The organism is Kitasatospora albolonga (assembly GCF_039535905.1).
Lineage (GTDB): Bacteria > Actinomycetota > Actinomycetes > Streptomycetales > Streptomycetaceae > Kitasatospora > Kitasatospora albolonga.
Genome location: NZ_BAAAYB010000002.1, coordinates 57,835 through 83,591, shown reverse-complemented (window position 1 = coordinate 83,591; position 25,757 = coordinate 57,835). Strand labels below are relative to the sequence as shown.

Annotated in this window: 27 protein-coding genes; 23 read left to right on the top strand and 4 right to left on the bottom strand. The window is 73.2% G+C overall.

Features of this window, described 5'->3' with window-relative positions; genetic code table 11:
* Positions 1–10: 10 nt before the first annotated feature.
* Positions 11–751 (bottom strand): cyclase family protein, encoded by a 741-nt coding sequence (locus ABD946_RS00535; RefSeq protein ID WP_345278909.1) that lies wholly within the window; start codon positions 749–751, stop codon positions 11–13.
* Positions 752–1,001: 250 nt separating this feature from the next.
* Between ABD946_RS00535 and ABD946_RS00530 the strand changes: the two genes are divergently transcribed.
* From ABD946_RS00530 to ABD946_RS00490, 9 genes are all read left to right on the top strand, one after another.
* Complete coding sequence (locus ABD946_RS00530) at positions 1,002–2,351, top strand: condensation domain-containing protein (RefSeq protein WP_345278907.1); 1,350 nt, start codon at positions 1,002–1,004, stop codon at positions 2,349–2,351.
* A gap of 58 nt (positions 2,352–2,409) precedes the next feature.
* The gene (locus ABD946_RS00525) at positions 2,410–3,015 is read left to right on the top strand and encodes a hypothetical protein (protein ID WP_345278905.1); all 606 of its coding nucleotides are present in this window, start codon (positions 2,410–2,412) and stop codon (positions 3,013–3,015) included.
* A 39-nt stretch (positions 3,016–3,054) separates the two neighbouring features.
* Positions 3,055–3,372 carry an O-methyltransferase gene (locus ABD946_RS00520; protein WP_345278903.1) on the top strand — a complete coding sequence of 106 codons (318 nt, stop codon included), beginning with the start codon at positions 3,055–3,057 and terminating at the stop codon, positions 3,370–3,372.
* Positions 3,373–3,403: 31 nt separating this feature from the next.
* On the top strand, positions 3,404–4,051 hold the full coding sequence (locus ABD946_RS00515; RefSeq protein ID WP_345278902.1) for a UbiX family flavin prenyltransferase: 648 nt from the start codon (positions 3,404–3,406) through the stop codon (positions 4,049–4,051).
* A 120-nt stretch (positions 4,052–4,171) separates the two neighbouring features.
* The gene (locus ABD946_RS00510; RefSeq protein ID WP_110672680.1) at positions 4,172–4,633 is read left to right on the top strand and encodes an Lrp/AsnC family transcriptional regulator; all 462 of its coding nucleotides are present in this window, start codon (positions 4,172–4,174) and stop codon (positions 4,631–4,633) included.
* A gap of 4 nt (positions 4,634–4,637) precedes the next feature.
* Positions 4,638–5,600: a threonine ammonia-lyase gene (locus ABD946_RS00505; RefSeq protein WP_345278899.1), complete on the top strand. Its 963-nt coding sequence runs from the start codon at positions 4,638–4,640 to the stop codon at positions 5,598–5,600.
* Positions 5,601–5,653: 53 nt separating this feature from the next.
* A complete protein-coding gene (gene mqnE, locus ABD946_RS00500; RefSeq protein ID WP_345278898.1) occupies positions 5,654–6,817 on the top strand; it encodes an aminofutalosine synthase MqnE in 1,164 nt (387 codons plus the stop codon).
* A 128-nt stretch (positions 6,818–6,945) separates the two neighbouring features.
* Positions 6,946–7,878 carry a L,D-transpeptidase family protein gene (locus tag ABD946_RS00495; protein ID WP_345278896.1) on the top strand — a complete coding sequence of 311 codons (933 nt, stop codon included), beginning with the start codon at positions 6,946–6,948 and terminating at the stop codon, positions 7,876–7,878.
* A 131-nt stretch (positions 7,879–8,009) separates the two neighbouring features.
* A complete protein-coding gene (locus ABD946_RS00490) occupies positions 8,010–8,954 on the top strand; it encodes a beta-ketoacyl-ACP synthase III (RefSeq protein WP_345278894.1) in 945 nt (314 codons plus the stop codon).
* Positions 8,955–9,163: 209 nt separating this feature from the next.
* On the opposite strand, the gene ABD946_RS00485 is transcribed toward ABD946_RS00490, so the two are convergent.
* The gene (locus ABD946_RS00485; protein WP_345278893.1) at positions 9,164–9,805 is read right to left on the bottom strand and encodes a TetR family transcriptional regulator; all 642 of its coding nucleotides are present in this window, start codon (positions 9,803–9,805) and stop codon (positions 9,164–9,166) included.
* Positions 9,806–10,189: 384 nt separating this feature from the next.
* Here ABD946_RS00485 and ABD946_RS00480 point away from each other — a divergent pair, with 384 nt between their 5' ends.
* Positions 10,190–12,493 carry an outer membrane protein assembly factor BamB family protein gene (locus tag ABD946_RS00480; protein ID WP_345278891.1) on the top strand — a complete coding sequence of 768 codons (2,304 nt, stop codon included), beginning with the start codon at positions 10,190–10,192 and terminating at the stop codon, positions 12,491–12,493.
* A gap of 17 nt (positions 12,494–12,510) precedes the next feature.
* Positions 12,511–13,077, top strand: a complete 567-nt coding sequence (locus ABD946_RS00475) for a hypothetical protein (RefSeq protein ID WP_345278889.1) — start codon at positions 12,511–12,513, stop codon at positions 13,075–13,077.
* Positions 13,078–13,084: 7 nt separating this feature from the next.
* Here the strand turns inward: ABD946_RS00475 and galE are convergent, their stop codons facing one another.
* Complete coding sequence (gene galE / locus ABD946_RS00470; RefSeq protein ID WP_345278888.1) at positions 13,085–14,050, bottom strand: UDP-glucose 4-epimerase GalE; 966 nt, start codon at positions 14,048–14,050, stop codon at positions 13,085–13,087.
* Between the two features lie 227 nt (positions 14,051–14,277).
* Here galE and ABD946_RS00465 point away from each other — a divergent pair, with 227 nt between their 5' ends.
* From ABD946_RS00465 to ABD946_RS00455, 3 genes are all read left to right on the top strand, one after another.
* Positions 14,278–15,336: a S1C family serine protease gene (locus ABD946_RS00465; RefSeq protein ID WP_345278956.1), complete on the top strand. Its 1,059-nt coding sequence runs from the start codon at positions 14,278–14,280 to the stop codon at positions 15,334–15,336.
* A gap of 76 nt (positions 15,337–15,412) precedes the next feature.
* Positions 15,413–15,724, top strand: a complete 312-nt coding sequence (locus tag ABD946_RS00460) for a type II toxin-antitoxin system RelE/ParE family toxin (protein ID WP_345278886.1) — start codon at positions 15,413–15,415, stop codon at positions 15,722–15,724.
* Positions 15,721–16,092 carry a helix-turn-helix domain-containing protein gene (locus ABD946_RS00455; RefSeq protein WP_345278884.1) on the top strand — a complete coding sequence of 124 codons (372 nt, stop codon included), beginning with the start codon at positions 15,721–15,723 and terminating at the stop codon, positions 16,090–16,092. Before ABD946_RS00460 ends, ABD946_RS00455 begins: the two co-directional genes overlap by 4 nt.
* A gap of 3 nt (positions 16,093–16,095) precedes the next feature.
* On the opposite strand, the gene ABD946_RS00450 is transcribed toward ABD946_RS00455, so the two are convergent.
* Positions 16,096–17,247 carry a sensor histidine kinase gene (locus ABD946_RS00450; protein ID WP_345278882.1) on the bottom strand — a complete coding sequence of 384 codons (1,152 nt, stop codon included), beginning with the start codon at positions 17,245–17,247 and terminating at the stop codon, positions 16,096–16,098.
* A gap of 227 nt (positions 17,248–17,474) precedes the next feature.
* On the opposite strand from ABD946_RS00450, the gene ABD946_RS00445 reads away from it, so the two are divergent.
* The 9 genes from ABD946_RS00445 to ABD946_RS00405 are packed head-to-tail and all read left to right on the top strand — an operon-like array spanning position 17,475 to position 25,726.
* Positions 17,475–17,882: an NADH-quinone oxidoreductase subunit A gene (locus ABD946_RS00445; RefSeq protein WP_345278880.1), complete on the top strand. Its 408-nt coding sequence runs from the start codon at positions 17,475–17,477 to the stop codon at positions 17,880–17,882.
* Positions 17,873–18,487: an NADH-quinone oxidoreductase subunit B gene (locus ABD946_RS00440; RefSeq protein ID WP_345278878.1), complete on the top strand. Its 615-nt coding sequence runs from the start codon at positions 17,873–17,875 to the stop codon at positions 18,485–18,487. The genes ABD946_RS00445 and ABD946_RS00440 overlap by 10 nt, the downstream gene beginning before the upstream one ends.
* Positions 18,484–19,665 carry an NADH-quinone oxidoreductase subunit C gene (locus tag ABD946_RS00435; RefSeq protein WP_345278876.1) on the top strand — a complete coding sequence of 394 codons (1,182 nt, stop codon included), beginning with the start codon at positions 18,484–18,486 and terminating at the stop codon, positions 19,663–19,665. The genes ABD946_RS00440 and ABD946_RS00435 overlap by 4 nt, the downstream gene beginning before the upstream one ends.
* Before the next feature lie 11 nt (positions 19,666–19,676).
* On the top strand, positions 19,677–20,621 hold the full coding sequence (locus ABD946_RS00430; RefSeq protein WP_345278954.1) for a complex I subunit 1/NuoH family protein: 945 nt from the start codon (positions 19,677–19,679) through the stop codon (positions 20,619–20,621).
* Complete coding sequence (locus tag ABD946_RS00425) at positions 20,621–21,166, top strand: NuoI/complex I 23 kDa subunit family protein (protein ID WP_345278874.1); 546 nt, start codon at positions 20,621–20,623, stop codon at positions 21,164–21,166. The genes ABD946_RS00430 and ABD946_RS00425 overlap by 1 nt, the downstream gene beginning before the upstream one ends.
* Complete coding sequence (locus ABD946_RS00420; protein WP_345278872.1) at positions 21,163–21,801, top strand: NADH-quinone oxidoreductase subunit J family protein; 639 nt, start codon at positions 21,163–21,165, stop codon at positions 21,799–21,801. Before ABD946_RS00425 ends, ABD946_RS00420 begins: the two co-directional genes overlap by 4 nt.
* 4 nt (positions 21,802–21,805) lie before the next feature.
* The gene (gene nuoK / locus ABD946_RS00415; RefSeq protein ID WP_345278870.1) at positions 21,806–22,153 is read left to right on the top strand and encodes an NADH-quinone oxidoreductase subunit NuoK; all 348 of its coding nucleotides are present in this window, start codon (positions 21,806–21,808) and stop codon (positions 22,151–22,153) included.
* Positions 22,150–24,174 (top strand): NADH-quinone oxidoreductase subunit 5 family protein, encoded by a 2,025-nt coding sequence (locus ABD946_RS00410; protein ID WP_345278868.1) that lies wholly within the window; start codon positions 22,150–22,152, stop codon positions 24,172–24,174. The genes nuoK and ABD946_RS00410 overlap by 4 nt, the downstream gene beginning before the upstream one ends.
* Positions 24,175–24,205: 31 nt before the next feature.
* A complete protein-coding gene (locus ABD946_RS00405; RefSeq protein WP_345278866.1) occupies positions 24,206–25,726 on the top strand; it encodes a complex I subunit 4 family protein in 1,521 nt (506 codons plus the stop codon).
* Positions 25,727–25,757: the final 31 nt, after the last annotated feature.

Sequence of the window (25,757 nt, the reverse complement as noted above, 5' to 3'; positions counted from 1 at the left end):
TCGCCCGCGCTCAGCCCAGGCGGGCCACCGCCCGGACCGGGGCGCCGTCGGCGGCGGTGAGGCGGATCGGGAAGAAGGAGACCGCCACCGGGAGGCCGGCGTCCCGGGCCTCCAGCAGCGGGGTGAGGTCGGTCAGGTTCTCGCAGACCACCGCCCCGCCGGGGGCTCCGAGCAGCGCGCGGTGGGCGGCCAGCGATCCGGGCTCCGGCGCCGGGTCGTGCTCGTCGGAGAGGGAGTCCAGCAGGGCCGCCACCGCCGGGTCGGCCGGGGCCGGTTCCGGGGTGAGGTCGATGCTCAGCGCGTCCACCCCGACCGAGCGGATCCCGGCGGCGACCACCGCCCCGGCGGCCTCCGGGGTGAGGTAGGGGTGCGCCAGGTAGTGGTCGGTGCCCCAGTGCCGGGCCCAGCCGGTGGCCAGGAGGAGCACGCTCCCCTCCGCCGCCCCGGCCAGGGCCGGGGCCAGCTGAGCGGCCGTCACCGCGCTGCGCGGCTCCAGCCCGCGCAGGTCGGCCAGCACCGCCGGGCCGGTGAACAGGGTCAGCGGCAGCCCGTCCAGGGTCGGCCAGGTGACGTCCACGTGGTACGGCGCGTCCACGTGCGTCCCGGACTGCGAACCGAGGTGCAGCGCCAGCACGTTGACCCCGTCGGCGGCGGTGGTCAGGGCGGGCCGCACCACCACCTCCGGATCCCCGGGGTAGACCGGCATGCCGGTGGTGACCGGATGGGTGAGGTCGATCAGCGTCGCCGTCATGCCCACCATCCTGGCCCATGGGCGCCGCCCGGGGCGGAGCCGCGCCCTCCCGGATCCCTTGCCCGGCGATCGGGCGGTCGGTAGGTTACCGGGCGAGCCGGACGGGGGTGCGAGCCCCGAATGGTTCGTCAACACCCCTGTGGTGCAGGGCCGTTCGGCTCCAGGTATCCCTCCCGGTCGTCCGCCCGGCACGCGGCGCACTCCAGTCGAGTCACGGGGCGGTGCCTCCCGCCGCCCGGAGGGACGTCCGGTGAAGACCGAAGCCACCACCCAGCGGGTCAGCTGCACCGGGGCCCGCAGCGGCGAGGGCCCCGTCACCTGGGGCCAGTACGCGATCTGGCACGCGCTCCGGGCGATCCGCCCCGGCGACCACGCCTACAACGTCCCGATGGACGGCCCGGTCTCCCCGCCGCTGCCGCTGGAGACGGTCCGTCAGGCCCTCGGCGGGCTGCTGTACGTCCACGACGCCCTCCGCACCCGGGTGGTGGAGACCCCCGGTGGCGAGCTGCGCCAGCAGCTGGACGGTGAGGGCGGCGCCCCGCTGCACCTGAGACCGGGCACCGCGGAGACCGCCGCCGGGATCGGCGCCGAGCTGCGGCAGGAGCTCTGGGGCCGGGCCTTCGACTACGCGGGCGAGTGGCAGGCCCGGTTCGGCGTGGTCGTGGAGGACGGACTGGTGCACCACCTGGCCGCCGTCTTCTCGCACACCGCCGCCGACGCCTGGGGCCTGCCCCGGCTGATGGAGGACCTGGTCGCGCTCGCCACCGGGGCGAGCCGGGAACAGGTCCGGGAGGCCTCCGCCGCCGAACTCCAGCCGCTGGAACAGGCCGCCGAGCAGCGCTCCGCCCGCGGGCAGCGGCTCGACGCGGCCGCCCGCCGGCACTGGCGCACCGCCGCCGCCGGAGCCCGTGCCCCGAAGGACCCGGTCGCGCTCACCCCCGCCCCCGAGGACCCGCCCTACCGCCGCGCCCACCTGCTCTCCCCGGCCCTGCCGCAGGCCCTGGCGCGGCTCTGCCCGGCCGTCCGGGCCACCCCGCCCACCGTGCTGCTCGCCGCCACCGCGCTGACCGTGGCCGAGTGGGCCGGCACCGGCCGCTGCGGCCTCCAACTGATGGTCAACAACCGCTTCCACAACGGCCTGGCCCGCGCCACCGGCCCGCTCGCGATGGAGGGCTACCTCGCCATCGACACCGAGGGCGCCGACTTCGCCGAACTCCTCGGCCGCACCAAGCGCGCCTCGCTGGCCACCTACCGCAGCGCCTACTACGACAAGAGCGCCCTGGAGGCCGAGCTCGCCCCGTACGCCGAGGATCCGGGCGTGGTCTTCGAGCGCTCCTGCTGGTACAACGACCAGCGCGTCTCCCCCCTCCCCGCCCCGGACCCCTCCTGGGACCCGTCCGCCGCCCCCGCCGCCACCCTCACCTGGCAGCCCGCCACCGACCACGGCGGCCGGGTCAGCTACGTCCTGCACATGGCCGACCAGCCGGGCGGCCTGGAGATCGCGATGACCGCCGACTCCCGCCTGTTCGCCCCGGCCGAGGTGGAGCGCCTGCTGCGCGGCATCGAGCGGACGGTGATCGCCGAGGCCGCCGCGCTGTGACCCTCCTGACGTACCCTCACCCCATACGAACGGACGTGCGGTGGGGGGAGACGTGGGGATGACGGCCGAGCCGGTACCGACGGGCGAGGGAGGGCCGGGAGCGACGGCGCGTCGGAGGACGGTGCGGGCCCTGCTGGGGGCGGTCGGGCTGATGGTGGTGGCCCAGGTGATCGGGAGCATCGCCACCCACCGGGGCGGGCTGGTGCTGATCCAGGAGCTGGACCGGCCGGTGGACTGGGTGGTCGCGGCGGTGGTCGTGCTGACGGCCGCGGCGATGGTCGGCCTGCGGGACGACGGGGCCAGGGCGACGGTGCTGGTGGCCGTCATCGGGCTGGCCTTCTTCAGCATTCCGGCGTACCAGTTCACCCGCTCCGACTGGAAGCCGACGGAGCGTCACGCGGCGCCCGCCCGCGCCGACCGCCAGTTGGTGGTGGAGGAGGGCCGCGACCTGATCGACCCGCTCTGGATGGTCTACCTGGAGCAGGGCAGCGGCCTCGCCGAACGGCGCTGGCACCTCGGCCGGTTCAACGGCGACTCGGACGACGGCGCCCTGCTGGAGGCCGCCTGGGACGGCCCGGACCGGATCTGGATCCGGACCGGGGACGGCAGGGTCCAGCTGATCGAGCTGGCCCCGGACGGTTCGCCCCGCAGCCGCGCGGAGTGAAGCGCCGACAACGCCGGACGGGCCGCGCCGGCGGCCGAGGTGTTCGCGGAGCTGCCGAACGTCCGGGTGGTGCACGGTGACTGGACCGAGGTCTACCGACACGCCCCGTCCGACCTGCTGGTGCTGGACGGCGGCGGGAACGGCAAGCAGACCGGACCGGCCGACCCGGAGCGGCTGCTGACGGTCGGTGGGGTCCTGGTGGTGGACGACTTCACCCCGAGCACCGAGTGGCCGCCCCGGTACCAGGGCGAGCCGGACACCGCCCGGCTGCACTGGCTGGGCCATCCGGCCCTGCGCGCGGTGGACCTCAGGCTGGCCCCGGACCTGAGCACGGTGGTGGCCACCCGGCTCCGGTGAGCGGCCGGCGCCGGGCTCTAAGGTGCCCGGTATGAGCACAGATCAGCAGAACGTCCGCCGGCCCTGGGTGGTCGGGGTGTCCGGAGCGTCCGGGACGCCGTACGCCGCCTCCGTGATCCGGGCGCTGCTGGGGGCGGGGGAGGCCGTGGACCTGGTGGTGAGCCGGGCGGCGCGGCTCACCATCCTGGACGAGACCGGCATCGCCTTCCGGGACGCGCACTGGCGGGACGACCTGGCCGCGTGGCTGGGGAGCGGGGACCTCGACGGCGTCCGCTACTGGCCGGCGGGCGACTTCGCGGCCGGCCCGTCAAGCGGCTCGTACCCGGCCAAGGGGATGCTGGTGGTGCCGGCCACCACCGGGGCGGTGGCCGGGATCGCGCTCGGTCTGAGCAAGGACCTGCTCCAGCGGGCCGCCAGCGTCACCCTCAAGGAGCGCCGCCCGCTGGTGGTCTGCCTGCGCGAGACCCCGCTCAGCGGGGTGACGCTCCGGCACCTTGTGGAGCTGGACGCCCAGGGCGCCGTGGTGCTGCCGGCCTCGCCGGGCTTCTACGCGGGCGGGTCGACCGCCCGCGAGCTGGTCGATTTCGTCGCCGGGCGGGTGCTGGACGCGGTCGGTGTGCCGCACGCGCTCTACCGGCGTTGGGAGGGAGAGTTGGGCGAGGGTGGGAAGGTCGGGTGAGCGGGCGCCCGATGGGAAGGTATGTTCTCTGAGATATCCGGGTCGATCTGAGCATGTCGCCTTTGAAACCGGATAATGATCTGTGGGTCTGGAGAGGTTCGGAAGGACGCGGGCGGATACATGGACACGGTGGACAGACAGCTCATCCAGGCCCTTCGGGAGAACGGCCGGGCCTCGTACGCCGAACTCGGCCGCCTGGTAGGCCTGTCCGGGCCGAGCGTCACGGACCGGATCAACCGGCTGGAGCAGGCTGGGGTGATCACCGGGTACCGGGCCACCGTCAACCCGGCCTCGCTGGGCTTCGGGGTGACCGCGCTGATCGGCCTCCAGCTGACCGACGCGGCCGACCACGAGGACGTGGCGCACCGGCTGAAGGACCTCGGCGAGGTCGAGGACTGCTGGTTCATCGCGGGTGACGACTCGTACATGCTGAAGGTCCGGGTCTCCGACGTGGAGGGCCTGGAGTCGGTGGTCAAGCGGCTCTCCGGCACCAAGGGGGTGGCCCGCACCAGGACCACCGTGGTGCTCTCCACCAAGTGGGAGAACCGGGTGAGCGAACTGCCTTTGGAATCGGGGGAGTAGAGCGATGGCACTGGTCGGCCTGGAGGAGCTGCGCGCCGCGCAGCAGCGCATCGAGGGAGTGGCGGTGCGCACGCCGCTGCTGCCCGCCCCGTGGGCGGAGGACGGCACGCGCCGGCTCTGGCTCAAGCCGGAGAGCCTCCAGCCGACCGGAGCGTTCAAGCTGCGCGGGGCGTACAACCGCCTCTCCGCGCTGAGCGAGGCGGAGAAGGCCCGCGGCGTGGTCGCCCAGTCCAGCGGCAACCACGCCCAGGCGGTGGCCTACGCCGCCCAACTGCTCGGCATCAAGGCCGTCATCGTGATGCCCGACGTCTCACCCGCCGTCAAGGTCGAGAACACCCGGGCCTTCGGCGCCGAGGTGATCCTGGTCGCCCCCGGCGAGCGGGACACCCTGCCCGCCGAGCTGGCGGAGCGTCACGGGTACGTCTGGGTGCCGCCGTACGACGACCCGTACATCATCGCGGGCCAGGGCACCGTCGGCCTGGAGATCGCCGAGGACGCCCCCGACGAGCTGGACACCGTGCTGGTGCCGGTCAGCGGCGGCGGCCTGATCAGCGGCACCGCCGCCGCGCTCAAGCTGGCCTGCCCGGGCGTGCGGGTGATCGGCGTCGAGCCCGAGCTGGCCGCCGACGCCCAGGCCTCCTTCCGGGCCGGCGAGCGGCTGAGCTGGTCCACCGACCTCACCTACCGGACCATCGCCGACGGGCTGCGCACCCCGAGTGTCGGAGTGCTGCCCTTCGACCACATCCAGGCCTACGTGGACGACATCGTGACCGTCTCCGAGGAGGAGATCCGCTCCACCGTCGCCCTGCTGGCCCGCCGCGGCCGCCTGGTCGCCGAGCCCTCCGGAGCGGTCGCCCCGGCCGCCTACTTCCACCGCGCGGCCGAGCTCGACGGCCGGGTCTTCGCCGCCGTGGTCAGCGGCGGCAACGTCGACCCGGGGCTGCTGGCCGAGCTACTGAGCGCATAGGCGTAGGCTCGTTCCCGGCTTGATAACCGAGGCACGAGGAGGCGGGGCACCGCATGGACGCAGGGCTCAAGCGCGAGCTGGAGGCGAAGGTCTACGCGGGTGAGCGGCTGACCCGCGAGGACGGCATCGCCCTCTACGAGAGCGACGACCTGGCCTGGCTCGGCGGTCTGGCGCACCACGTGCGGACGGTGAAGAACGGCGACGTCGTCCACTTCAACGTCAACCGCCACCTCAACATGACCAACGTCTGCTCCGCCTCCTGCGCGTACTGCTCGTTCCAGCGCAAGCCGGGCGAGAAGGACGCGTACACCATGCGGATCGAGGAGGCGGTGCGGCTCGCGAAGGCGATGGAGGTCGACTCGCTGACCGAGCTCCACATCGTCAACGGCCTGCACCCGACGCTGCCCTGGCGCTACTACCCGCGGAGCCTGCGCGAGCTCAAGGCCGCGCTGCCGAACGTCTCGCTGAAGGCCTTCACCGCCACCGAGATCCACTGGTTCGAGCGGATCAGCGGTCTGACGGCCAGTGAGATCCTGGACGAGCTGATCGACGCCGGCCTGGAGTCGCTCACCGGCGGTGGCGCGGAGATCTTCGACTGGGAGGTCCGCCAGCACATCGTCGACCACGAGACCCACTGGGAGGACTGGTCGCGGATCCACCGCTTGGCGCACGAGAAGGGCCTCAAGACCCCGTGCACCATGCTCTACGGCCACATCGAGGAGCCCCGGCACCGGGTCGACCACGTGCTGCGGCTGCGTGAGCTCCAGGACGAGACCGGCGGCTTCCAGGTCTTCATCCCGCTGCGGTACCAGCACGACTTCCACGACTCCAAGGACGGCGTGGTCCGCAACAAGCTGATGGCCCGTACGGAGATGGCCACCGGCGCCGAGGCGCTGAAGACCTTCGCGGTCTCCCGGCTGCTCTTCGACAACGTCCCGCACGTCAAGGTCTTCTGGGTGATGCACGGCGTCACCACCGCGCAGCTGGCGCTCAGCCACGGCGCCGACGACATGGACGGCTCGGTGGTCGAGTACAAGATCACCCATGACGCGGACAACTTCGGCACCCCGAACAAGCTGGGCCGCGACGACCTGCTCGACCTGATCCGCGACGCCGGCTTCCGCCCGGTGGAGCGCAACACCCGCTACGAGGTCATCCGCGAGTACGAGGGCCCCGACCTGAACCGCCGGGAGACCCCGCAGGCCATGCGCCTCTGACACCTGCGTCACACCGTCCCCCGAGCTCGCCCGAGCCGGGGGACGGCGCGCATCCGAGCGCGTATGCTCACAGGCTCACCACACGCCAAGGGTTCCGTTCCGGCCCGTGGCTTTGGAAGGATCGCCCCATGTCCGGTTCCCATCGCGCCAAACCTCGAGGCGGGGCAGCAGCCCCCACGACCCTGGAGGAGGGCGCGCGGCCGCGCGGACACCGGCGCAAGCCCAAGAAGAAGAGCCACGGCGGCAAGGTCGCGTTCGGCTCCACCGCCTTCCTGCTGGCCGCCGTCTCCGGCTGGTTCACCGTCGGGCCGGGCAACGCCGAGCCCCGGGTGACCGCCGCCGGGGTGCCGGACCGGCCGCTCCCTGACGGTGCGTCGACGGCCGCCCCGTCCGCCGACCCGGCGCAGGCCAAGGCCGACCAGCGGGCCGAGCAGCCCGCCGCCAACCGCTCCGACCGGGGCGACGGCACCTTCGACGCGATCCCCGGCATCGGCCCCAAGTTCGCCTCCCAGATCTCCGCCGACACCCGGCAGCTGGTGGTGGCCACCGGCAAGGCGGGCGACGCCACCGAGACCACCGTGGTGCTCTGGACCAGGACCGCCGACAACCGCTGGAAGCCCGGCGCCAGCTGGCAGGGCCACAACGCGGCCAAGGGCTGGACCACCGACAAGAAGCAGGGCGACCTGCGCAGCCCGGTCGGCGTCTTCGCCCTGACCGACGCCGGCGGCCGCAAGGCGGACCCGGGCTCCAAGCTGCCCTACGACCAGGACAAGGCCTTCGTGATCGGCGGCACCGGCTTCAACGGCGAGCAGCTGGCCGGCTCCTTCGACTACGTGGTGGCGATCAACTACAACCGGGTGCCCGGCACCTCCCCGCTCTCCACCAAGTACCCGATGGGCGTGGCCAAGGGCGGCGGCATCTGGCTGCACGTGGACCACGGCGGCCCGACCCACGGCTGCATCTCGCTGCCCGAGGCGCAGATGGTCGAACTCATCAAGGCGCTGGACCCGGCCGCCAAGCCGGCCATCGTGATGGCCGACGCGGCCACCATGGCCGCCTGACGGCACCCCGGGGCACCCCCGGACGGAGGCTTGATCCCGGGGGAGTTGTCCAGCCCCTACAGCTTCCGACCTCGTACGTTGTACCGGTGCGCGACCGGGCGACCCGCCGGTAACGCTGTTGAGTGGGTGGTATGACCGCCTCCCGCATCGTGGCGCTCGGCCACTACCAGCCGCCCAAGGTCCTCTCCAACGACGACCTGGCGACGCTGGTCGACACCGACGACGAGTGGATCCGCTCCCGGGTCGGGATCCGCACCCGCCACATCGCGGAGGACGAGACCCTCGTCGACCTCGCCACCGAGGCCGCCCAGAAGGCGCTGGCCAACAGCGGTCTGATGGCCGACCAGATCGACCTGGTGGTGGTCGCCACCTGCACCGCCACCGAGCGCAGCCCGTACACCGCCGCCGCGGTGGCCGCCCGCCTCGGCGTGAAGAGCCCGGCCGCGTACGACATCAACACCGTCTGCTCCGGCTTCTCCTACGCGCTGGCCACCGCCGACCACGCGATCCGGGCCGGCTCCGCCACCCGGGCGCTGGTGATCGGCGCCGAGCGGATGTCCGACACCATCGACTGGTCCGACCGCACCACCTGCGTGATCTTCGCGGACGGGGCCGGGGCCGCGGTGCTGGAGGCCGTCCCGGACGAGCGGGCGGGCGTCGGCCCGGTGCTCTGGGGATCGGAACCGGACAAGGGCGACGCGGTGGTCATCACCGGCTGGGACCCGACGATCAGTCAGCAGGGCCAGACCGTCTTCCGCTGGGCCACCACCCAGCTCGCCCCGCTGGCCCGGCAGGCCTGCGCCAAGGCCGGGCTGGAGCCGTCCGAGCTGCGCGGCTTCGTGGCCCACCAGGCCAACCTGCGGATCATCGACGCCATCGCCGCCAAGCTCGGCCTCGCCGAGGACGCGGTGGTGGCCCGGGACGTGGTCGAGTCCGGCAACACCTCGGCCGCCTCCATCCCGCTGGCGCTCTCCAAGCTGGTCGAGCGCGGCGAGCTGCGCAGCGGCGATCCGGTGCTGCTGTTCGGCTTCGGCGGCGGGCTGGCCTACGCCGGCCAGGTGGTCCGCTGCCCCTGACGCCCCCTCGGCGTCCACACCCCCCATGGACTCCCGGGACGCACCCCCGGGACGGCGAAGGACCCCGGGCCCGTGAGGGCCCGGGGTCCTTCGCATCGGTCGGGCGTGCTGCGCGGTGTGGCGGTCGGCCAACCTCCCCCGAGGACACGGCCGGCGTCCGGCACGTCCCGGACAGGAAACCGGGACGGAGCACGCGTGGACGGGGTGGTTTACTTCGGCGGCTTCTTACCGGTGACGCCCAGGTAGACCTGGAGCGCCAGCGTGGGCTTGAGGTCCTTGGCCTTCACTCCCCAGGAGGTGAAGGCCTTGGCGTGCTCGGCCGCCGAGGCGAGCAGCGAGACCAGGGCCCCGGAGAGTCCGGAGGCGTCGACCGACCTGTCGGTCTTCCCCTGGTTCGCCGAGATGGCCTCGGCGAGGGGCCCGGCCACCGAGTTGAGGACCTTCATGCGGATCTTGAAGAACCGCTTGTCCCCTTCGGCCGCACCGAGAGTGACGACTCGGAGAATGGCATCGTTCTTGCGCCAGAAGGCGAGAAAACCCTCCACCAGGTCTTCCGACGTGGTGACACCGGTCTTTCCCGCCCAGGACTTTCCATCGACGAGCTCCTTGAGCTCGACGCTGTCCTCGGCCATTTCCTCGGCGATTTCGAGGACTGCGCCCTCGACGTCCGGGAAGTACTGGTAGAAGGTCGCGGGGGAGGTGCCTGCCATCCGGGCGACGTCGATGACCTTGACGTCCCGGTACGGAGACGTGCTGAGCATCTCGCGGAGGCAGTCGAGCAGCTTCTGCCGCGTCTCCTGTCCGCGTCGCCCGGCGACGCGACCGTCGACGGTGCGAACTTGTCCTGTCATGCCGTCAGCTTACCGTGGCAAGATCTTGGCGCGATTCGGTGATGCGACTATTAGCCCGCCCGGGTTGATGGATATTCAGCTCCGGATGCCCGCGACCGTTCCCCCCCGTGAGCTGACGGGACCCCAGCGTGACGGGTCGTCGGCTGAGGCTCCGTCGGGTGGCGCAGAGTGACCGTAGTGGAGCCTGCTGTTCCGATTGAGGGCCCGTCGGCGGCCGGTCGGCCACCGCCGTCCGTCGGTCCGTCAGATCCCGTCCGGGAAGGCCGGAACCCGCCCCGGACGGGGCTGCGGCGGGGGAGATTGGATCAGGCGGGGCGGGCATTGGAGAATCGGGGGCGTCGCGCCCCCGACCGGGTGGCGGCAGGACGGGGAGGTGGCTGCGGAGTGGACCAGCTTTCGGCGCACGATCCGAGGCGGATCGGGCCCTTCGAGGTGCTCGGGCGGCTCGGCGCGGGCGGGATGGGTCTGGTCTACCTGGCACGCTCCGCCTCGGGCCGCCGGGTGGCGATCAAGACGGTGCGGGCGGAACTGGCCGAGGACGACCTGTTCCGGGTCCGGTTCGCCCGGGAGATCGCGGCGGCCAAGACGGTGGGCGGCTTCTACACCGCCGCCGTGGTGGACGCCGACGCCGACGCGCGGGTGCCCTGGCTGGCCACCGCGTACGTCCCGGCGCCCTCCCTGGAGGACCTGGTCGCCCACTGCGGGCCGCTGCCGGTGGACGCCGTCCGCTGGCTGATCGCGGGCATCGCCGAGGCCCTGCAGTCCATCCACGCGGCCGGGCTGGTCCACCGCGACCTCAAGCCCTCCAACGTGCTGGTGGTCGAGGACGGCCCGCGGGTGATCGACTTCGGCATCGCCGCCGGGGTCTCCAGCTCCCGCCTCACCATGACCAACGTCGCGGTCGGCACCCCCGCCTACATGTCGCCGGAGCAGGCCAAGGACAGCCGCAGCGTGACCGGCGCCAGCGACGTCTACTCGCTCGGCTCGCTGCTGGTCTTCTGCGCCACCGGCCACGCCCCCTACCGGGGCGCCAACCCGGTCGAGACCGTCTTCCAACTGCTGCGCGACCAGGCCGACCTGACCGGCCTTCCGGCCGAGCTGCACGACCTGGTCCGGGCCTGCATGCGGCAGGAGGCCGACCAGCGCCCGACCCCGGCCCAGATCCAGGCCGAGCTGGCCCCGCACCTGTTCTCGCGGGACGACGCGGCCGGGGAGGCGGGGGACTGGCTGCCCGTCAACGCGATCGACCTGATCGAGCAGAAGCGCAACCGGCGGCCCACCCCGCCGCCGCCCGTCCCCCAGCCCCAGCCCCAGCCGCACCCCCAGCCGCACGGGCAGCCCCAGCCGCAGGGGCAGCCGTACGAGCGGGCGACCGAGAAGATCGCGGGACGTCCGCCGCAGGGCGTCCCCGGCCAGGGGGCTCCGGATCACGGCGCGCCGGCCCAGGGGGCCGTCCGGCTGGCCGGGGCGGCGGTGCCGATAGGGCCCGGCCCCCGGGCCGAGGCGGCGCCCGGCGGCATGGCCGGACCGGGCACCGACTGGGTGCGCCGCGCGACGCCCGCAGGGGCCGGGCAGCCCGCCGAGGCCGAGCCGCCGGCTCCGCGCTGGCGTCCCTGGCGGTTCCGGATGTCCAACGACGTCTGGGGCACCCCGGTGGTCGCCGAGGGCACCCTGTTCGTCTCCAGCTTCGAGGTGCACGCCCTCGACATCGGCTCCGGCCAGCGCCGCTACAAGACCCGCGACGTGGCCTGGGCGCTCGCCGTGGACTCCGGCCGGGTGCACGCCGCCGACGGCCCGCACCTGTACACCGTGGACGTCCGGGACGGCACGGAGCGCTGGCGCAACTCGCTGGACGGCTGGATCTACTCCCTGGACGCCGCCGACGGCGTGCTCTGCTGCGGTGTCAGGGGCGGTGGCGTCCAGCTCCGTTCGGCCGCCAGCGGGGCCGAGCTCTGGCGCGCCGACGACGCCCAGCAGGACTACGAGAACCCGCAGTCCGGTCCGGCCCTGGTGGCCGGGGCGATGTACTACCACGGCGGCGGACGGCTGCGCTGCGTCGACCCGCGCGGCGGCGGCATCCGCTGGGCCATCCCGGTCGGCGAGGGCGTGCCCTCCCGCCCGGTCGAGCACGCCGGCACCCTCTACCTGACCTCCGGCACCCGGGTCTTCGCCCTGGACGCGGCCACCGGTGCCGAGCGCTGGCGGTTCGAGGCGGCCGTGGTGCTCTTCACCCCGCCCGCGGTGGACAACGGCGCGGTCTACGTCGCCGACTACCTCGGCACCGTCTACTCGCTGGACGCCGCCACCGGCCGCGACCGCTGGCGCGGCCGCACCGGCAGCCGCCAGGGCGCCGAGCCCGTGGTGGTCGCGGGCGGCACCGCCCTGGTCGGCGCGGGGGACACCCTGCACGCCTTCGACACCGCCTCCGGCCACGAGCGCTGGCGCTACCGCGCCCGGGGCGACCTGGTGGGCACCCCGGCCGTCGCCGACGGCCTGGTCCACCTCGGCAGCCGGGACCACTCCCTGCACACCCTGGACCTGAGCACCGGTCAGCTCCGCTGGGAGCTCGGCACCAAGGGCGAGCTCACCGGCTCCCCGGTGGCCGTCGGGGGGAGGGTCTTCGTCGGCTCCAAGGACCGGTGCGTCTACGCTCTGGACGCGTTCTACGGCACGGCCGTACCGAACTGACGGGGCGGAGCGGGGGGATGACGGAGATGGAGACGGCGTCGAAGGTCTCGGAGCCCAAGGTCTCGGAGCCGAAGGCGACGGAGCCCAAGGCTTCGAAGTCGAAGGCCTGGACGAGACCGGAGCTCCCGGACCTGGCCGAGCAGCTGGAACAGGCGGCGCACCGGCGGCGGCGTCGGCGTGACCGCCGGCGGCAGGGGTGGGCACTGGGCTGCGTCGGGGTGGCCCTGCTGCCGGTGCTGGCGGCCGGTGGCGCGGTGGTGGCCTCCGCCGCGCGGGAACGGAACGCGAAGACCCGGGCGGTGGCGGAGGCGGACCGGGCGGCCGAGGCGTTCGTCGCCTCGGTCGCGGGCCTGGACTACACCCAGGGCGTGCCGAAGGACAGCCTGGCGTCCGCGGCGGCCGCCGGAAAGGTCAAGCTGAGCGACGTCCGGCCCGGGCCGGGCTGGTCGGTCGAGGTGCGGCTGCGGGTGGAGCGGGGTTACACCTCGTCGCCGGTACCGATGCACCTGACCGCCAAGCGCTGCTACCGCCTGGTGCTGGGCGTCCAGGGCCCGCCCCCGGCCCTCGTCGGATCGGACTGCTGAGCCCGCGTCAGCCGCGGCGCCGCCAGGCCTCCCAGGCCGAGGTGATCATCGAGTCCAGGTCGTGGGCGGCCTTCCAGCCGAGCTCACGGTGGATCAGTTCGGCGGAGGCGACCACGCTGGCCGGGTCCCCGGCGCGGCGCGGGGCGATCTCCGGCGGGGTGGCGAGGCCGGTGATCCGGGCGATGGCGGCGACCATCTCCAGCACCGAGACGCCCTCGCCCCGGCCGATGTTGAGGGTGAGCGCGAGCCGCTCCTCGGCAGCCTCCAGGCGCTCGACGGCGGCCAGGTGGGCGGAGGCGATGTCCGCGACGTGGATGTAGTCGCGCACGCAGCTGCCGTCGGGGGTGGCGTAGTCGTCGCCGAAGACCAGCGGGGCCTGACCGGACGTCAGCCGCTGGAGCACCATCGGCACCAGGTTGGAGACCCCGTCGTCGGCCAGCTCCGGGGCGGCCGTGCCGGCCACGTTGAAGTAGCGCAGCGAGACGGTGGACAGGCCGTGGGCATTGCCGACGGCCCGCACCATCCACTCGCCGGCCAGCTTGCTCTCGCCGTACGGGTTCATCGGGTCGCAGGGGGTGGCCTCGGTGACCAGGTCCACGTCCGGCATGCCGTAGACGGCGGCCGAGGAGGAGAACAGCACGTGCTGGAGGCCGCCGTCCACGGCCGCCTCCAGCACGGTCTGCAGGCCCGTGAGGTTCTCCCGGTAGTAGCGCAGCGGCTGCTCGACCGACTCGCCGACCGCCTTCTTGGCCGCGACGTGCACCACGCCGGTGACCCCGTGCTCCCGGATCACCGCGTCCAGCGCCGCCCGGTCCAGCGTGGAGCCGACCACCAGCGGCACGCCCTCGGGCAGCCGGGACGGGGAGCCGCTGCTCAGGTCGTCCAGCACGACCACCCGCCGCCCGGTCGCGACCAGCTCCCGCACGACGTGTCCGCCGATGTAACCGGCTCCGCCGGTGATCAACCAGGTCATGTCCGAGAGCCTATGCCGCCGACGCACCGCTCCGGGAGCGGCGGCTGACAGCGCGTCGGTTCGGGATATCGGGACATAAAGGTGCAATCCTGCCAAAGCTGCCCAGGCCCGACGGCAGTCGCCCGCGCACGGAACCGGAGGAATCCCAGGTGCACCCCAAGAAGGAACCCACCCGCCCGATCCCGGCCGGCCCCCGCCCCACCGGGCCCCGGCTGCTGCTCCCCGGGATGGCCCTGCTGGCGGCCGTCGCCCTGGTCAGCGGCTGCACCAGCAGCAGTTCCTCCTCGTCCTCCTCGTCCTCCGCATCCTCCTCCGCGTCGTCCTCCGCCTCCTCCACGGCGGCCGCGCCGTCGAGCTCCAACTCGCTCCAGGACGACTACCAGAAGGTGATCGCCAACGTGCTGCCCTCGGTGGTGCAGATCACCACCGGCACCGGGCTCGGCTCCGGCATCGTCTACGACGACAAGGGCCACGTCGTCACCAACGCCCACGTGGTCGGCACCGCCAAGACCTTCACCGTCACCCTGGCCAACAGCAGCAAGGCGCTCGACGCCACCCTGGTCGCCAGCTACCCCGAGTCCGACCTCGCCGTCATCAAGCTCACCAACCCGCCGAGCGGCCTCAAGCCCGCCACCTTCGGCGACTCCGGCAAGGTCGAGGTCGGCCAGATCACCCTCGCCATGGGCAGCCCGCTCGGCCTCTCCTCCTCCGTGACCCAGGGCATCGTCTCGGCCACCGGCCGGACCGTCTCCGAACCCAAGGGCGGCGACTCCCCGGGCGCCACCATCGGCAACATGGTGCAGACCTCGGCCGCCATCAACCCCGGCAACAGCGGCGGCGCCCTGGTCAACCTCTCCAGCCAGGTGATCGGCATCAACACCCTCGCCGCCACCGACCCCGACATGAACGGCAGCGCCGCCCCCGGCATCGGCTTCGCCATCCCGGCCGCCACCATCACCAGCATCGCCGACCAGCTCATCAAGGACGGCAAGGTCACCAACTCCGGCCGCGCCGCCCTCGGCATCACCGCCCGCACCTACTTCGACGCGGACTTCCGCCCTGCCGGCGTCGTCATCGCCTCCGTCACCGCCGGCGGCCCCGCCGCCAACGCCGGCCTCCAGCCCGGCGACGTCATCACCAAGCTCGGCGACACCCCCATCACCACCATGAACAGCCTCACCACCGCCCTCGCCGCCCTCCAACCCGGCGCCAAGGTCCCCGTCACCTACCAGCGCGACGGCAAGACCACCACCACCGACGTCACCCTCGGCACCCTCCAGGGCTGACACCCCCTCAAGACCCCGGGCCCGGCAGCCCCACACCCGCGCAAGGGCAGGCCTGCCGGGCCCGGTCACGTCGGGGATGGCTCGGCTATACAAGGCGGAGCGCGCTGCGGACATGCTCGCGGCCCAGCCGACCACCTTGGGCGAGCCTTACGCGCGGCACTTGGGCGGCAAGCTCAGAGAGCTCCGCTTCGTCATGGACGGCAATGCCGTGCGCATCACGTACTGGTTGACGTCCGATCAGCGGATCGTTCTGCTGACGGTCTTCCGCAAGACCCGACAGCGCGAGACCGCAGAGGTGGACCGGGCCCGCGCCGCGCAGCGGCTCTGTGAGGCCCGGCACGGTGCTGCGGAGCACGACTACGACCGGACTGAGGAGGAGAGACCGTGAACCACGCGGAGTGGAAGACCCGCAGGACCAGGAAGCTCCTGGGCGAGACGGTCGAGGAGTCCCAGGCCTACGTCGAGGCCGGCTACGCGTTCGCCCTGGGGCAGGCCGTGTACGACCGCCGGACGGAGTTGGGCCTGTCCCAGGCCGAGGTGGCGCGACGGGCCGGGATGACGCAGCCGCAGATCTCGAACGTCGAAGGCGGGGATTCGGTGCCGACCCTGCCGGTGCTCACGCGGCTCGCGAAGGCGCTGGAGGCCTCGCTGACGATCGCCCTCGACGGCGACGCCTCGGCCTTCGTGTTCACCGCACAGGGCACCCGGGGGCCGGACGAGGCACCCCCGGATGGTGGGCGGGACGCCGCTGCCTGAGCCTCAGCCGCGGTGGGTGCGGGTGTGCCAGGGGAGTTCGACGGTGATGGTGGTGGGGCCGCCGGTGGGGCTGTCGATGAGGAGGAGGCCGTCGACGGCGGTGACGCGGTCGGTGAGGCCGGCCAGGCCGGAGTTGGGGTGGGGGGTGGCGCCGCCGTGGCCGTCGTCCTTGACCTGGAGGATGAGGCGGTCGTCGGAGCGCCAGGCCTCGACGGTGGCGGTGGTGGCGTGGGCGTGCTTGGAGATGTTGGTGAGCAGCTCGCTGACGGTGAAGTAGGCGATGCCCTCGACGGCGGAGGCCGGGCGGTCGGGGAGGTCGACGTGGACGGTGACGCCGCCGGGGACGGTGCAGCGGGCGGCGACGGCGGAGAGGGCGGCGTCCAGGCCGCGGTCGGTGAGGACGGCGGGGTGGATGCCGCGGGCGAGGTCGCGGAGTTCCTGGAGCGCGAGCTTCACCTCGCCGTGGGCGGCGTCGACCATGACGGCCGCGGCGGCGGGATCTTCGGTGAGCTTCTCCTTGGCCAGGCCGAGGTCCATGGCGAGGGCGACCAGGCGGGCCTGGGCGCCGTCGTGGAGGTCGCGCTCGATGCGGCGCAGGTCGGCGGCGGCGGTGTCGACGACCACGCCCCGGTCGTCCTCCAGTTCGCGGACCCGCTCGGAGAGCGCGCTCGGCATCAGCAGACTGTCCGTCAGGACCCGGTCGGTGGCGAAGAGGAAGCGCATCGCCCAGGGCAGGACCGGCCAGCCCACCACGAGCAGGACCAGGGTGAGGGCGAAGGAGAGGACGCCCCAGGGGACCATCACCAGGCAGTAGAGGGCGGAGCGCCAGGACAGCGAGTCGGTGATCTGGGCGGTGACGCGACCGGCCATCCCGGGGCGGGTGAGCTGCGGCGGCGCGGCGACCACCGGGGGCGTGCCGAGCACCAGGGCGGAGCGGCGGCGGCCGAGCGCGCCGAGCGAGCGGCTGACGCCGAGGCCGAAGGCGAGCAGCGGCAGGCCGATGACGGTGATGGAGAGGCCGAGCCCGGCGACCAGCAGCACCGCGGTGACGGCGAACCCGAGGACCCCCACCGGCAGGTTGAGCAGCAGGTGCTGGACCTGGCGCCACATCAGCTTGCCGTACAGCGGGGGGCGGAGGTTCTGGTTCTCCTTCATCACGTGCCCAAGCCTCTCAGTAGATCTTCCGGGTCGAGCATCCCGGGTCGGGAGGGCAGCGGGCCATGAGGGCTGCGGGTGTCCACAGGGTGGGGATATCCCCACCCCCTCCTGTCCATCCGGTGTCTTGCAGGTCGGGCACGGTCTGGCGGTAGGGGGCGGTGCACATAGACTCACGCTCTGACATTGCTGGGACGCGTGAGTAGTAGAAGAAGAGAGGCGGACGCATGGAGGGGCAGTTGGCCGCTGCCGACCCTGCTGCGGGAGCCGGCTATTTCGACGCCTACGCGGCCGTCGGCCTGCTCGCCGTGGTCGGCGCGCTGTTCGTCGCGGTCTCGTTCACGGTGAACCGCCTGCTCCGGCCGGTGGTCCACTCGCCGGAGAAGCTGCTCGCCTACGAGTGCGGCGTCGACCCGGTGGGCGAGGGCTGGGCGCACACCCAGGTCCGCTACTACGTCTACGCGTTCCTCTACGTCATCTTCGCGGTGGACGCGATCTACCTCTTCCCGTGGGCGACGGTCTTCGCCGACCCCGGGTACGGCGCGGCCACCCTGATCGAGATGTTCGTCTTCATCGGCTTCCTGGCGGTCGGTCTGCTGTACGCCTGGAAGAAGGGCGTTCTGGAATGGACCTGAGCCACAACCACGGCGGTCCGGTGCCCCTGGGCATCCCGGACCCGGCCAACCCCGGTGCGGTGGAGGTCCGCAAGGTCGGCCCGCTGGCCCGGCTGGCGCCGGACCCGGTCAAGGTGGTGCTCAACTGGGGCCGCCGGTACAGCCTCTGGTGCTTCAACTTCGGACTGGCCTGCTGCGCCATCGAGTTCATCGCGGCCTCGATGGCCAAGCACGACTTCATCCGGATGGGCGTGATCCCGTTCGCCCCCGGCCCGCGTCAGGCCGACCTGATGATCGTCTCCGGCACCGTCACCGACAAGATGGCCCCGGCCGTCAAGCGGCTCTACGAGCAGATGCCCGAGCCGAAGTACGTCATCTCCTTCGGCGCCTGCGCCAACTCCGGCGGCCCGTACTGGGACTCGTACTCCGTCACCAAGGGCGTGGACCAGATCATCCCGGTCGACGTCTACGTGCCCGGCTGCCCGCCGCGGCCGGAGGCGCTGCTCCAGGGCATCCTCAAGCTCCAGGAGAAGATCGCGGCCGAGTCGCTGCCGCAGCGGTACGCGGCGCCGGACGCCGCCCTGCGCCGCCCGCTGGTGGCCGGCCCGGAGGCTGAGCAGAAGTGACGCACCCCCAGATCACCGCCGAGAACGCCACCGAGGTGTTCGGCGAGTGGGCCACCGCCGCCGAGGCGTACCAGCTGCTGACGGTGGACGTGCCCGCCGAGCGCTGGATCGAGGCGCTCACCGCCGCCCGCGACGTGCTCGGCCTCGCCTTCTTCGACTGGCTGAGCGCCGTGGACGAACTGGCCGACGGCTTCTCCGTCGCCGCCCACCTCGCCGACGCGGGGTCGGGGCCGGTCCGCCACCTGCTGCTGCGCACCCGCGTGCCGCGGGACGCCGCCGCGCTGCCCACCGCCATCGGCGTGTACGCGGGCGCGGGCTGGCACGAGCGGGAGACGGCCGAGATGTTCGGCATCGACTTCACCGGGCACCCGCACCTGATCACCCTGCTGCTGCCGGATGGCTTCGAGGGCCACCCGCTGCGCAAGGAGTTCGTGCTCGCGGCCCGGGTCGCCAAGGCCTGGCCCGGTGCGAAGGAACCCGGCGAGAGTGAGGGCGACGGCCCGGCCCGGCGCAAGATGCAGCCGGCCGGCGTGCCGGACCCGAACGAGTGGGGCCCGCTCAAGGGCACCCTGCCGCCCGTCGCCGAGCGCCCGGCCCGCGCTGCCCGTACGCCGCGCGCCGCCGCCGGTGCGGCGGGTGCCGCCGCCGAGGGTGCGGAGGCACGTCCGCGCCGGACCCGCTCCATCAGCGACGGTTCGGTCAGCCAGGCGGGAGAGGGCGCACCGGCCACCGAGGCCGCACCGCGTCCGCGCCGGACCAGGTCGATCAGCGACGGCTCGGTGAGCCAGACCGCCGACACCCCGCCGGCCGAGGCACCGTCACGTCCGGCCCCCCGTTCCTCGGACGCCCCGTGGCACAACCCGGCCCCGTCCACCGACCAGCCGGCCGCCGCTCCGACCCGCCCCGCACCCCCGGCCCCGCCGGTCAGCGGCGGCCCGGGCGCCCCGGCCGTCCCCGCGACGCCGACGCCCAAGCCGGAGCCCGCTGCCGTGCCGAAGCCGGAGGCCGGAGCGGCTCCCTCACCGGAGGCGGCCGCACAGCCTGAGCCCGCGTCAGCGGCCGAGCCGCAGGCGGAGCCCGCCCCCTCGCCGGAGGCGAAGCCCGCTACAGAGCCCAAGCCCGCTGCAGAGCCCAAGCCCGCCGCCGAGTCCGGCCCGCAGGAAGGAGAGGGCGCGTGAGCCTCCTCGAGATGCTGCTGCGCTGCGTCGCGGTGCTGGTGGTCTTCCTGGTCGCCCCGCTGGTGATCGGTCAGACCGAGCACAAGGTGATGGCGCACATGCAGGGCCGCCTCGGCCCGATGTACGCGGGTGGCTTCCACGGCTGGGCCCAGCTGGTGGCCGACGGCGTGAAGTTCGTGCAGAAGGAGGACGTGGTCCCGGCCGACGCCGACCGCCGCGTCTTCCAGCTCGCACCGGCCGTCGCACTCCTGCCGTACCTGATCGTGCTCCTCGTCATCCCGGTCGGCCCGGACGGCTTCGTCGGCCAGACCGTCGACGCGGGCATCTTCTTCGTGCTCGCGGTGATGGGCGTCGGCGTGCTCGGCTCCCTGATGGCGGGCTGGGCCTCGGCCAACAAGTTCTCCCTGCTCGGGGGGCTCCGCACCGCCGCCCAGCTGATGGCGTACGAGCTGCCGATGCTGCTCGCCGCCGCCTCCGTGGCGATGGCGGCCGGCACCCTCTCGCTCCCCGGGATCCTGGAGGGGTTCCAGTGGTGGTGGGTGCCGTGGCAGATCACCGGCGCCTTCGTCTTCTTCGTCGCGGGCCTCGCCGAGCTCCAGCGGCCGCCGTTCGACATGCCGGTGGCCGACTCCGAGATCATCTTCGGCGCGTACACCGAGTACACCGGCATCCGCTTCGCGTTCTTCCTGCTCTCGGAGTACGCGGGCATCCTGGTCGTCTCCGCGCTCACCGCCGTCCTCTTCCTGGGCGGCTGGCACGGCCCGTTCGAGGACCAGCTCGGCTGGCTCTGGACGATCGTCAAGACCTTCGCCCTCGCCCTGGTGGTGATCTGGCTGCGCGTCACCTGGCCCCGCCTGCGCGAGGACCAGCTGATGAAGTTCGCCTGGACCACGCTGATCCCGCTGGCCCTGGCCCAGCTCGCGCTGACCGGCATCGTGAAGGTGGCGATCCAGTAATGAAGCTTCCCGGCTCCGGCCTGGCCAAGGGCCTCGCCGTCACGCTCCGCACGATGACGAAGAAGACCGTCACCGCGCAGTACCCGGACGTCCAGCCCGAGCTTGCCCCCCGCACCCGCGGCGTGATCGCGCTGCTGGAGGAGAACTGCACGGTCTGCATGCTCTGCGCCCGCGAGTGCCCGGACTGGTGCATCTACATCGACTCCCACAAGGAGACGCTGCCCGCCGCCGACCCGAACGCCCGCGCCCGCACCCGCAACGTGCTGGACCGCTTCGCGATCGACTTCTCGCTCTGCATGTACTGCGGGATCTGCATCGAGGTCTGCCCCTTCGACGCGCTGTTCTGGTCCCCGGAGTTCGAGTACGCGGAGACCGACATCCTGGAGCTCACCCACGAGAAGGAGCGCCTGCGCGAGTGGATGTGGACGGTGCCCGCACCGCCCGCGCTCGACCCGGCGGCCGAGGAGCCCAAGGAGATCGCGATGGCCCGCAAGGCCGCCGAGAAGGCGGCGGCAGCGCTCGCCAAGGAGGCTGACGACCAGTGAGCCCGCTCTCGACCGCCGTCGGCTCGCTGGAGCCGGCCACCCGTTCCTTCCTCTCCCCGACCGGGGCGGAGATCGTCTTCCTGCTGGTCGGCGTCGCCGTGCTGGGTGCGGCGGTGCTCACCGTGACCACCCGTCAGCTGGTGCACGCCGCGCTCTGGCTGGTGGTCGCGCTCGGCGGCCTGGCCGTGGAGTTCCTGCTCCTCACCGCCGAGTTCATCGCCTGGGTGCAGGTGCTGATCTACCTGGGCTCGGTGGTGGTCCTCGTCCTCTTCGGGCTGATGCTGACCAAGGCCCCGATCGGCCGCTCCCCGGACGCCGACTCGGGCAACCGCTGGGCCGCCCTCGCGGTCGGCCTCGGCTCCGCCGCCGTGCTGGTGACCCTGGTGGTGGACGCGTTCCGCACCACCTGGATCGACCTGGGCGCGGGCGGCGGCAGCGCCCGGGCCACCGGCCAGTACCTGTTCCGGCACTGGGTGCTGCCCTTCGAGGCGCTCTCGGTGCTGTTGCTGGCCGCGCTGGTCGGCGCCATCGTGCTCTCCCGCAGCAAGGACGGCGGCAGGCCCAGGCCCCGCCCTGGCAAGCTGCGGGCCGGCAAGGCGACCAGCGCCAAGGCGACCACCCCGAAGGAGCACTGACGCGATGCACCTCGCCTATCCCGTCGTGCTCGCCGCGCTGCTGTTCAGCGTCGGCGTCTACGGCGTGCTCGCCCGGCGCAACACCGTCCTGGTCCTGATGTCCGTCGAGCTGATGCTCAACGCCGTCAACCTCAACCTGGTCGCCTTCGACGTCTGGCTGCGGGACACCCTGCACGCCGGTCAGGCGCTCACCCTGTTCACCATCACGCTGGCCGCCGCCGAGATCGGTCTGGGGCTGGCCATCGTGCTGCTGGTCTTCCGCACCCGCGGCACCGCCGACATCGACCGGGTCAACGGCCTGGGTGACGACGCGTCAGCGGACGAAGCAGAGCCGGCGGAGGCCGCCGCATGAACCTCGCCCTCCCGATCCTGGTCCCGGTGCTCCCCGCGCTGGGCGCCGCCGCCACCCTGGCGACGGGCAGGCGCGCCCCGGGCCTGACCCGGCCGCTGGCCGTGCTGCCGGTGCTCGCCTCGGCGGTGCTGGCCCTGGTGGTCGCGCTCCAGCTGGGCACCGGCGGCACCCTGGACGCCGCCACCCGGCTGGCCCCGACCGGCGGGCCGGACCTCTCCCTCGCCCTCCACCTGGACGGCTACAGCTCCCTGATCTCGGTGCTGGTCGGCCTGGTCGCCACCTGCGTGCAGGTGTACTCGACCGCCTACCTCAAGGACGACCCGCGCTACCCGTCCTACGCCGCGCTGGTCTCGCTCTTCACCGCCGCGATGTTCCTGGTCGTCTACTCCGGGGACCTGGTCGTGCTGCTGGTCGGCTGGGAGGTGATGGGCATCTGCTCGTACTTCCTGATCGGTCATCACTGGGAGACCGCCGACGCCCGCTCCGCCAGCCTCAAGGCCTTCCTGGTCACCAAGCTCGGCGACGTGCCGTTCCTGATCGGCATCTTCCTGCTCGGCGCCGACGCGGGCACCTTCCGGATCGAGGGCGTGCTCAGGGCCGCCACCGAGGGCCAGCTCTCGCACCCGACGCTCACCGCCCTGCTGCTGCTCGGCGGCGTGGCCGGCAAGAGCGCGCAGTTCCCGCTGCACACCTGGCTCCCGGACGCGATGGCCGGCCCGACGCCGGTCTCCGCGCTGATCCACGCCGCCACCATGGTCGCGGCGGGCATCTACCTGGTGGCCCGGCTGCTGCCGGTCTTCCTGGCCTCCACCGCCGCGCTGGTGGTGCTGGCCGTGATGGCCGCCGTCACCATGGTCGGCTCCGCGCTCTGCGCCCTCGCGCAGGACGACCTCAAGCGGGTGCTGGCGTACTCGACGGTCGGTCAGCTCGGCTACATGGCGGGCGCGCTGGCCGCCGGCGACCGGCAGGCCGCCGTCTTCCACCTGGTCGGCCACGGTGCCTTCAAGGCGCTGCTCTTCCTGGCGGCCGGTGTGGTCATCCACGCCGCGCACACCAACTCGCTCTCGGCCATGGCCCGCATCCCGGACCTGCGCAAGAAGGTCCCGGACGCCTACTGGACGATGGGCATCGCCTTGGTCGCCCTGGTCGGGCTGCCGCCGTTCACCGGTTTCTTCACCAAGGAGTCGGTGCTCACCGCCGCCGAGCACGCCGCCACCGGCGAGGCACTGACCAACGGCCTGGGCCCGGCCTCCGCCGTCCCGGCCGCCGCCGGGTGGATCGTGCTGGTCTCGGCCGGGCTCACCGCGCTGCTCACCGCCGCCTACGCGGCCCGGCTCTGGCTGCTGGCCTTCCACAGCTCGGACGTCCCGCTCGCCCGTCCGGTGCTCGCCCCGTACTCGCCGGAGGTCGACGAGGCCGACCCGGCCCACGCCGAGCCGGCCGCGATGCGCTGGCCGCTCTGGGTGCTGGCGGTGCCGACCATGGCCTTCGGCATCGCGGGCCTGCGCAGCGACTGGCTGCCCGCGCTGCTGGACGGCGGCGAGCTCCGCCCGTCCACCGTGACGGCGGTGATCGGCACCGGCCTGGCCGTCGCCGGCCTGCTGATCGGCTGGGCCGCCTGGCGGACCGTCACCTCCCGGGCGATCGACGCGGCCGCCCGGGTGCCCGAGCAGCCGGGGGCCCCGGCCGCCGAGTCGCTCACGCCCGTCGCCCCCGTGCCCGCCCCGGCCACCGACCCGGGCCGCCTGCTGCTCGGCCCGCTGTACCGGCCCGCGCTGCACGGCTTCCGGGTGGACGCGCTCTACTCGGCGCTGTTCGTCCGGCCGACCGCCGGGGCCGCCAAGCTGGTCCGCTTCCTGGACCGCGAGGTCGTCGAGACCTACGTCGAGGGCAGCGGCCAGGGTGCCAAGCTGCTCGGCTGGGCCGTCCGCCGCGCCCAGACCGGCAACGCCCAGACCTACCTGAGCGCGCTGCTCGCCGCCGTGGTGCTGCTCACCGTCCTGGTGGCGGTGGGCACGTGACCCTCTCTCACCTGATCGTCGGAGGCCGTCGGTGAACGTGCTCCTCATCGCCCTCCTGGCCGTCCCGCTGCTGGGCGCCGCCGCCACCCTGGCCCCGCTCGGCGAGCGGGCCGCGCTGCGGCTCGGCGTCGGCGTCACCGGTGCGGTGCTGCTCGGCTCCATCGGCCTGGCCGCCGCCTTCGACCACGACCGGCCCGCCGCGATCCAGGGCGTCACCGACGTGGCGTGGATCCCGGCGATCGGGGTCCGGTTCCACCTCGGCGTGGACGGCATCTCGCTGCCTCTGGTGGTGCTGACGGCGCTGCTCACCTTCCTGTGCGCCGTCTACTCCACCAAGCGCCTGCCGGACGGCCCGGGCGCCCGGGCCTTCACCGGTCTGGTCCTGCTCCTGGAGGTCGGCATGCTCGCCACCTTCCTGGTGCTGGACCTGGTGCTGTTCTTCCTGGCCTTCGAGATCGTGCTGATCCCGATGTACTTCCTGATCGCCCGCTGGGGCAGCGGTCAGCGGGTCCCGGCGGCCAACCGCTTCATCCTCTACACCCTGCTCGGCTCCGCCGTGATGCTGCTCGGCTTCCTGCTGATCGGCCATCAGGCGGGCACCTTCGACATGACGGCGCTGGCGCAGCGGCACGGCTCCGGCCTGAGCCACGGCACCCAGGTGATCGCCGCGCTGGCGATCCTGGCGGGCCTCGCGGTCAAGGCCCCGGCCTTCCCGCTGCACAGCTGGCTGCCGGACGCGCACACCGCCGCGCCCACCGCCGGCTCGGTGCTGCTGGCCGGCGTGATGCTCAAGATGGGCACCTACGGCCTGGTCCGGGTGCTGCTCCCGGTGGTACCGGACGGCACCGCCACGCTGGCCCCGTACCTCGGGGCGCTGGCCGCGGTCGGCATCGTCTACGGCTCGCTGGCCTGCCTGGCGCTGGCCCGGCCCGGCGCCAAGGGCGACCTCAAGCGCCTGATCGCGTACTCCTCGGTCGGCCACATGGGCTTCGTGCTGCTCGGCATCGCCTCGATGACCCCGGCCGGGGTGAACGGCGCGCTGTTCGCCAACATCGCCCACGGCCTGATCACCGGCCTGCTGTTCTTCCTGGTCGGCGCCGTCAAGGACCGCTACGGCACCGCCGACCTGGACACCCTCGCCGGGGCCACCGGCGCCGCGCTCTACGGCCGCGCGCCCCGGATCGGCGGGCTGCTGGCCTTCGCCGCCGTGGCCAGCCTCGGCCTGCCCGGCCTGGCCGGCTTCTGGGGCGAACTGCTCGCCATGTACGGCGCCTTCGACCCGGCCGCCGGGCTCTCCCGCCCGGCCTTCCTCACCTACCTGGTGCTCGCGGGGCTCGGCACCCTGCTCACCGCCGCCTACCTGCTGATCGTGGTCAAGCGGGTCTGCATGGGCGACCCGGAGCAGGACGGGCCGGAGCTCGCGGACCTCAAGGGCTACGAGGCCGTCAGCTGGACCCCGCTGGCCGCCCTCACCCTGCTGGCCGGGCTCTGGCCCGCGCTGCTGCTCGGGCTCTCCGACCCGGCCGTCAAGCACCTGCTCGGGGGTGGCTGACCCGTGCTCACCTTCCCCACCTCCCTGGGAC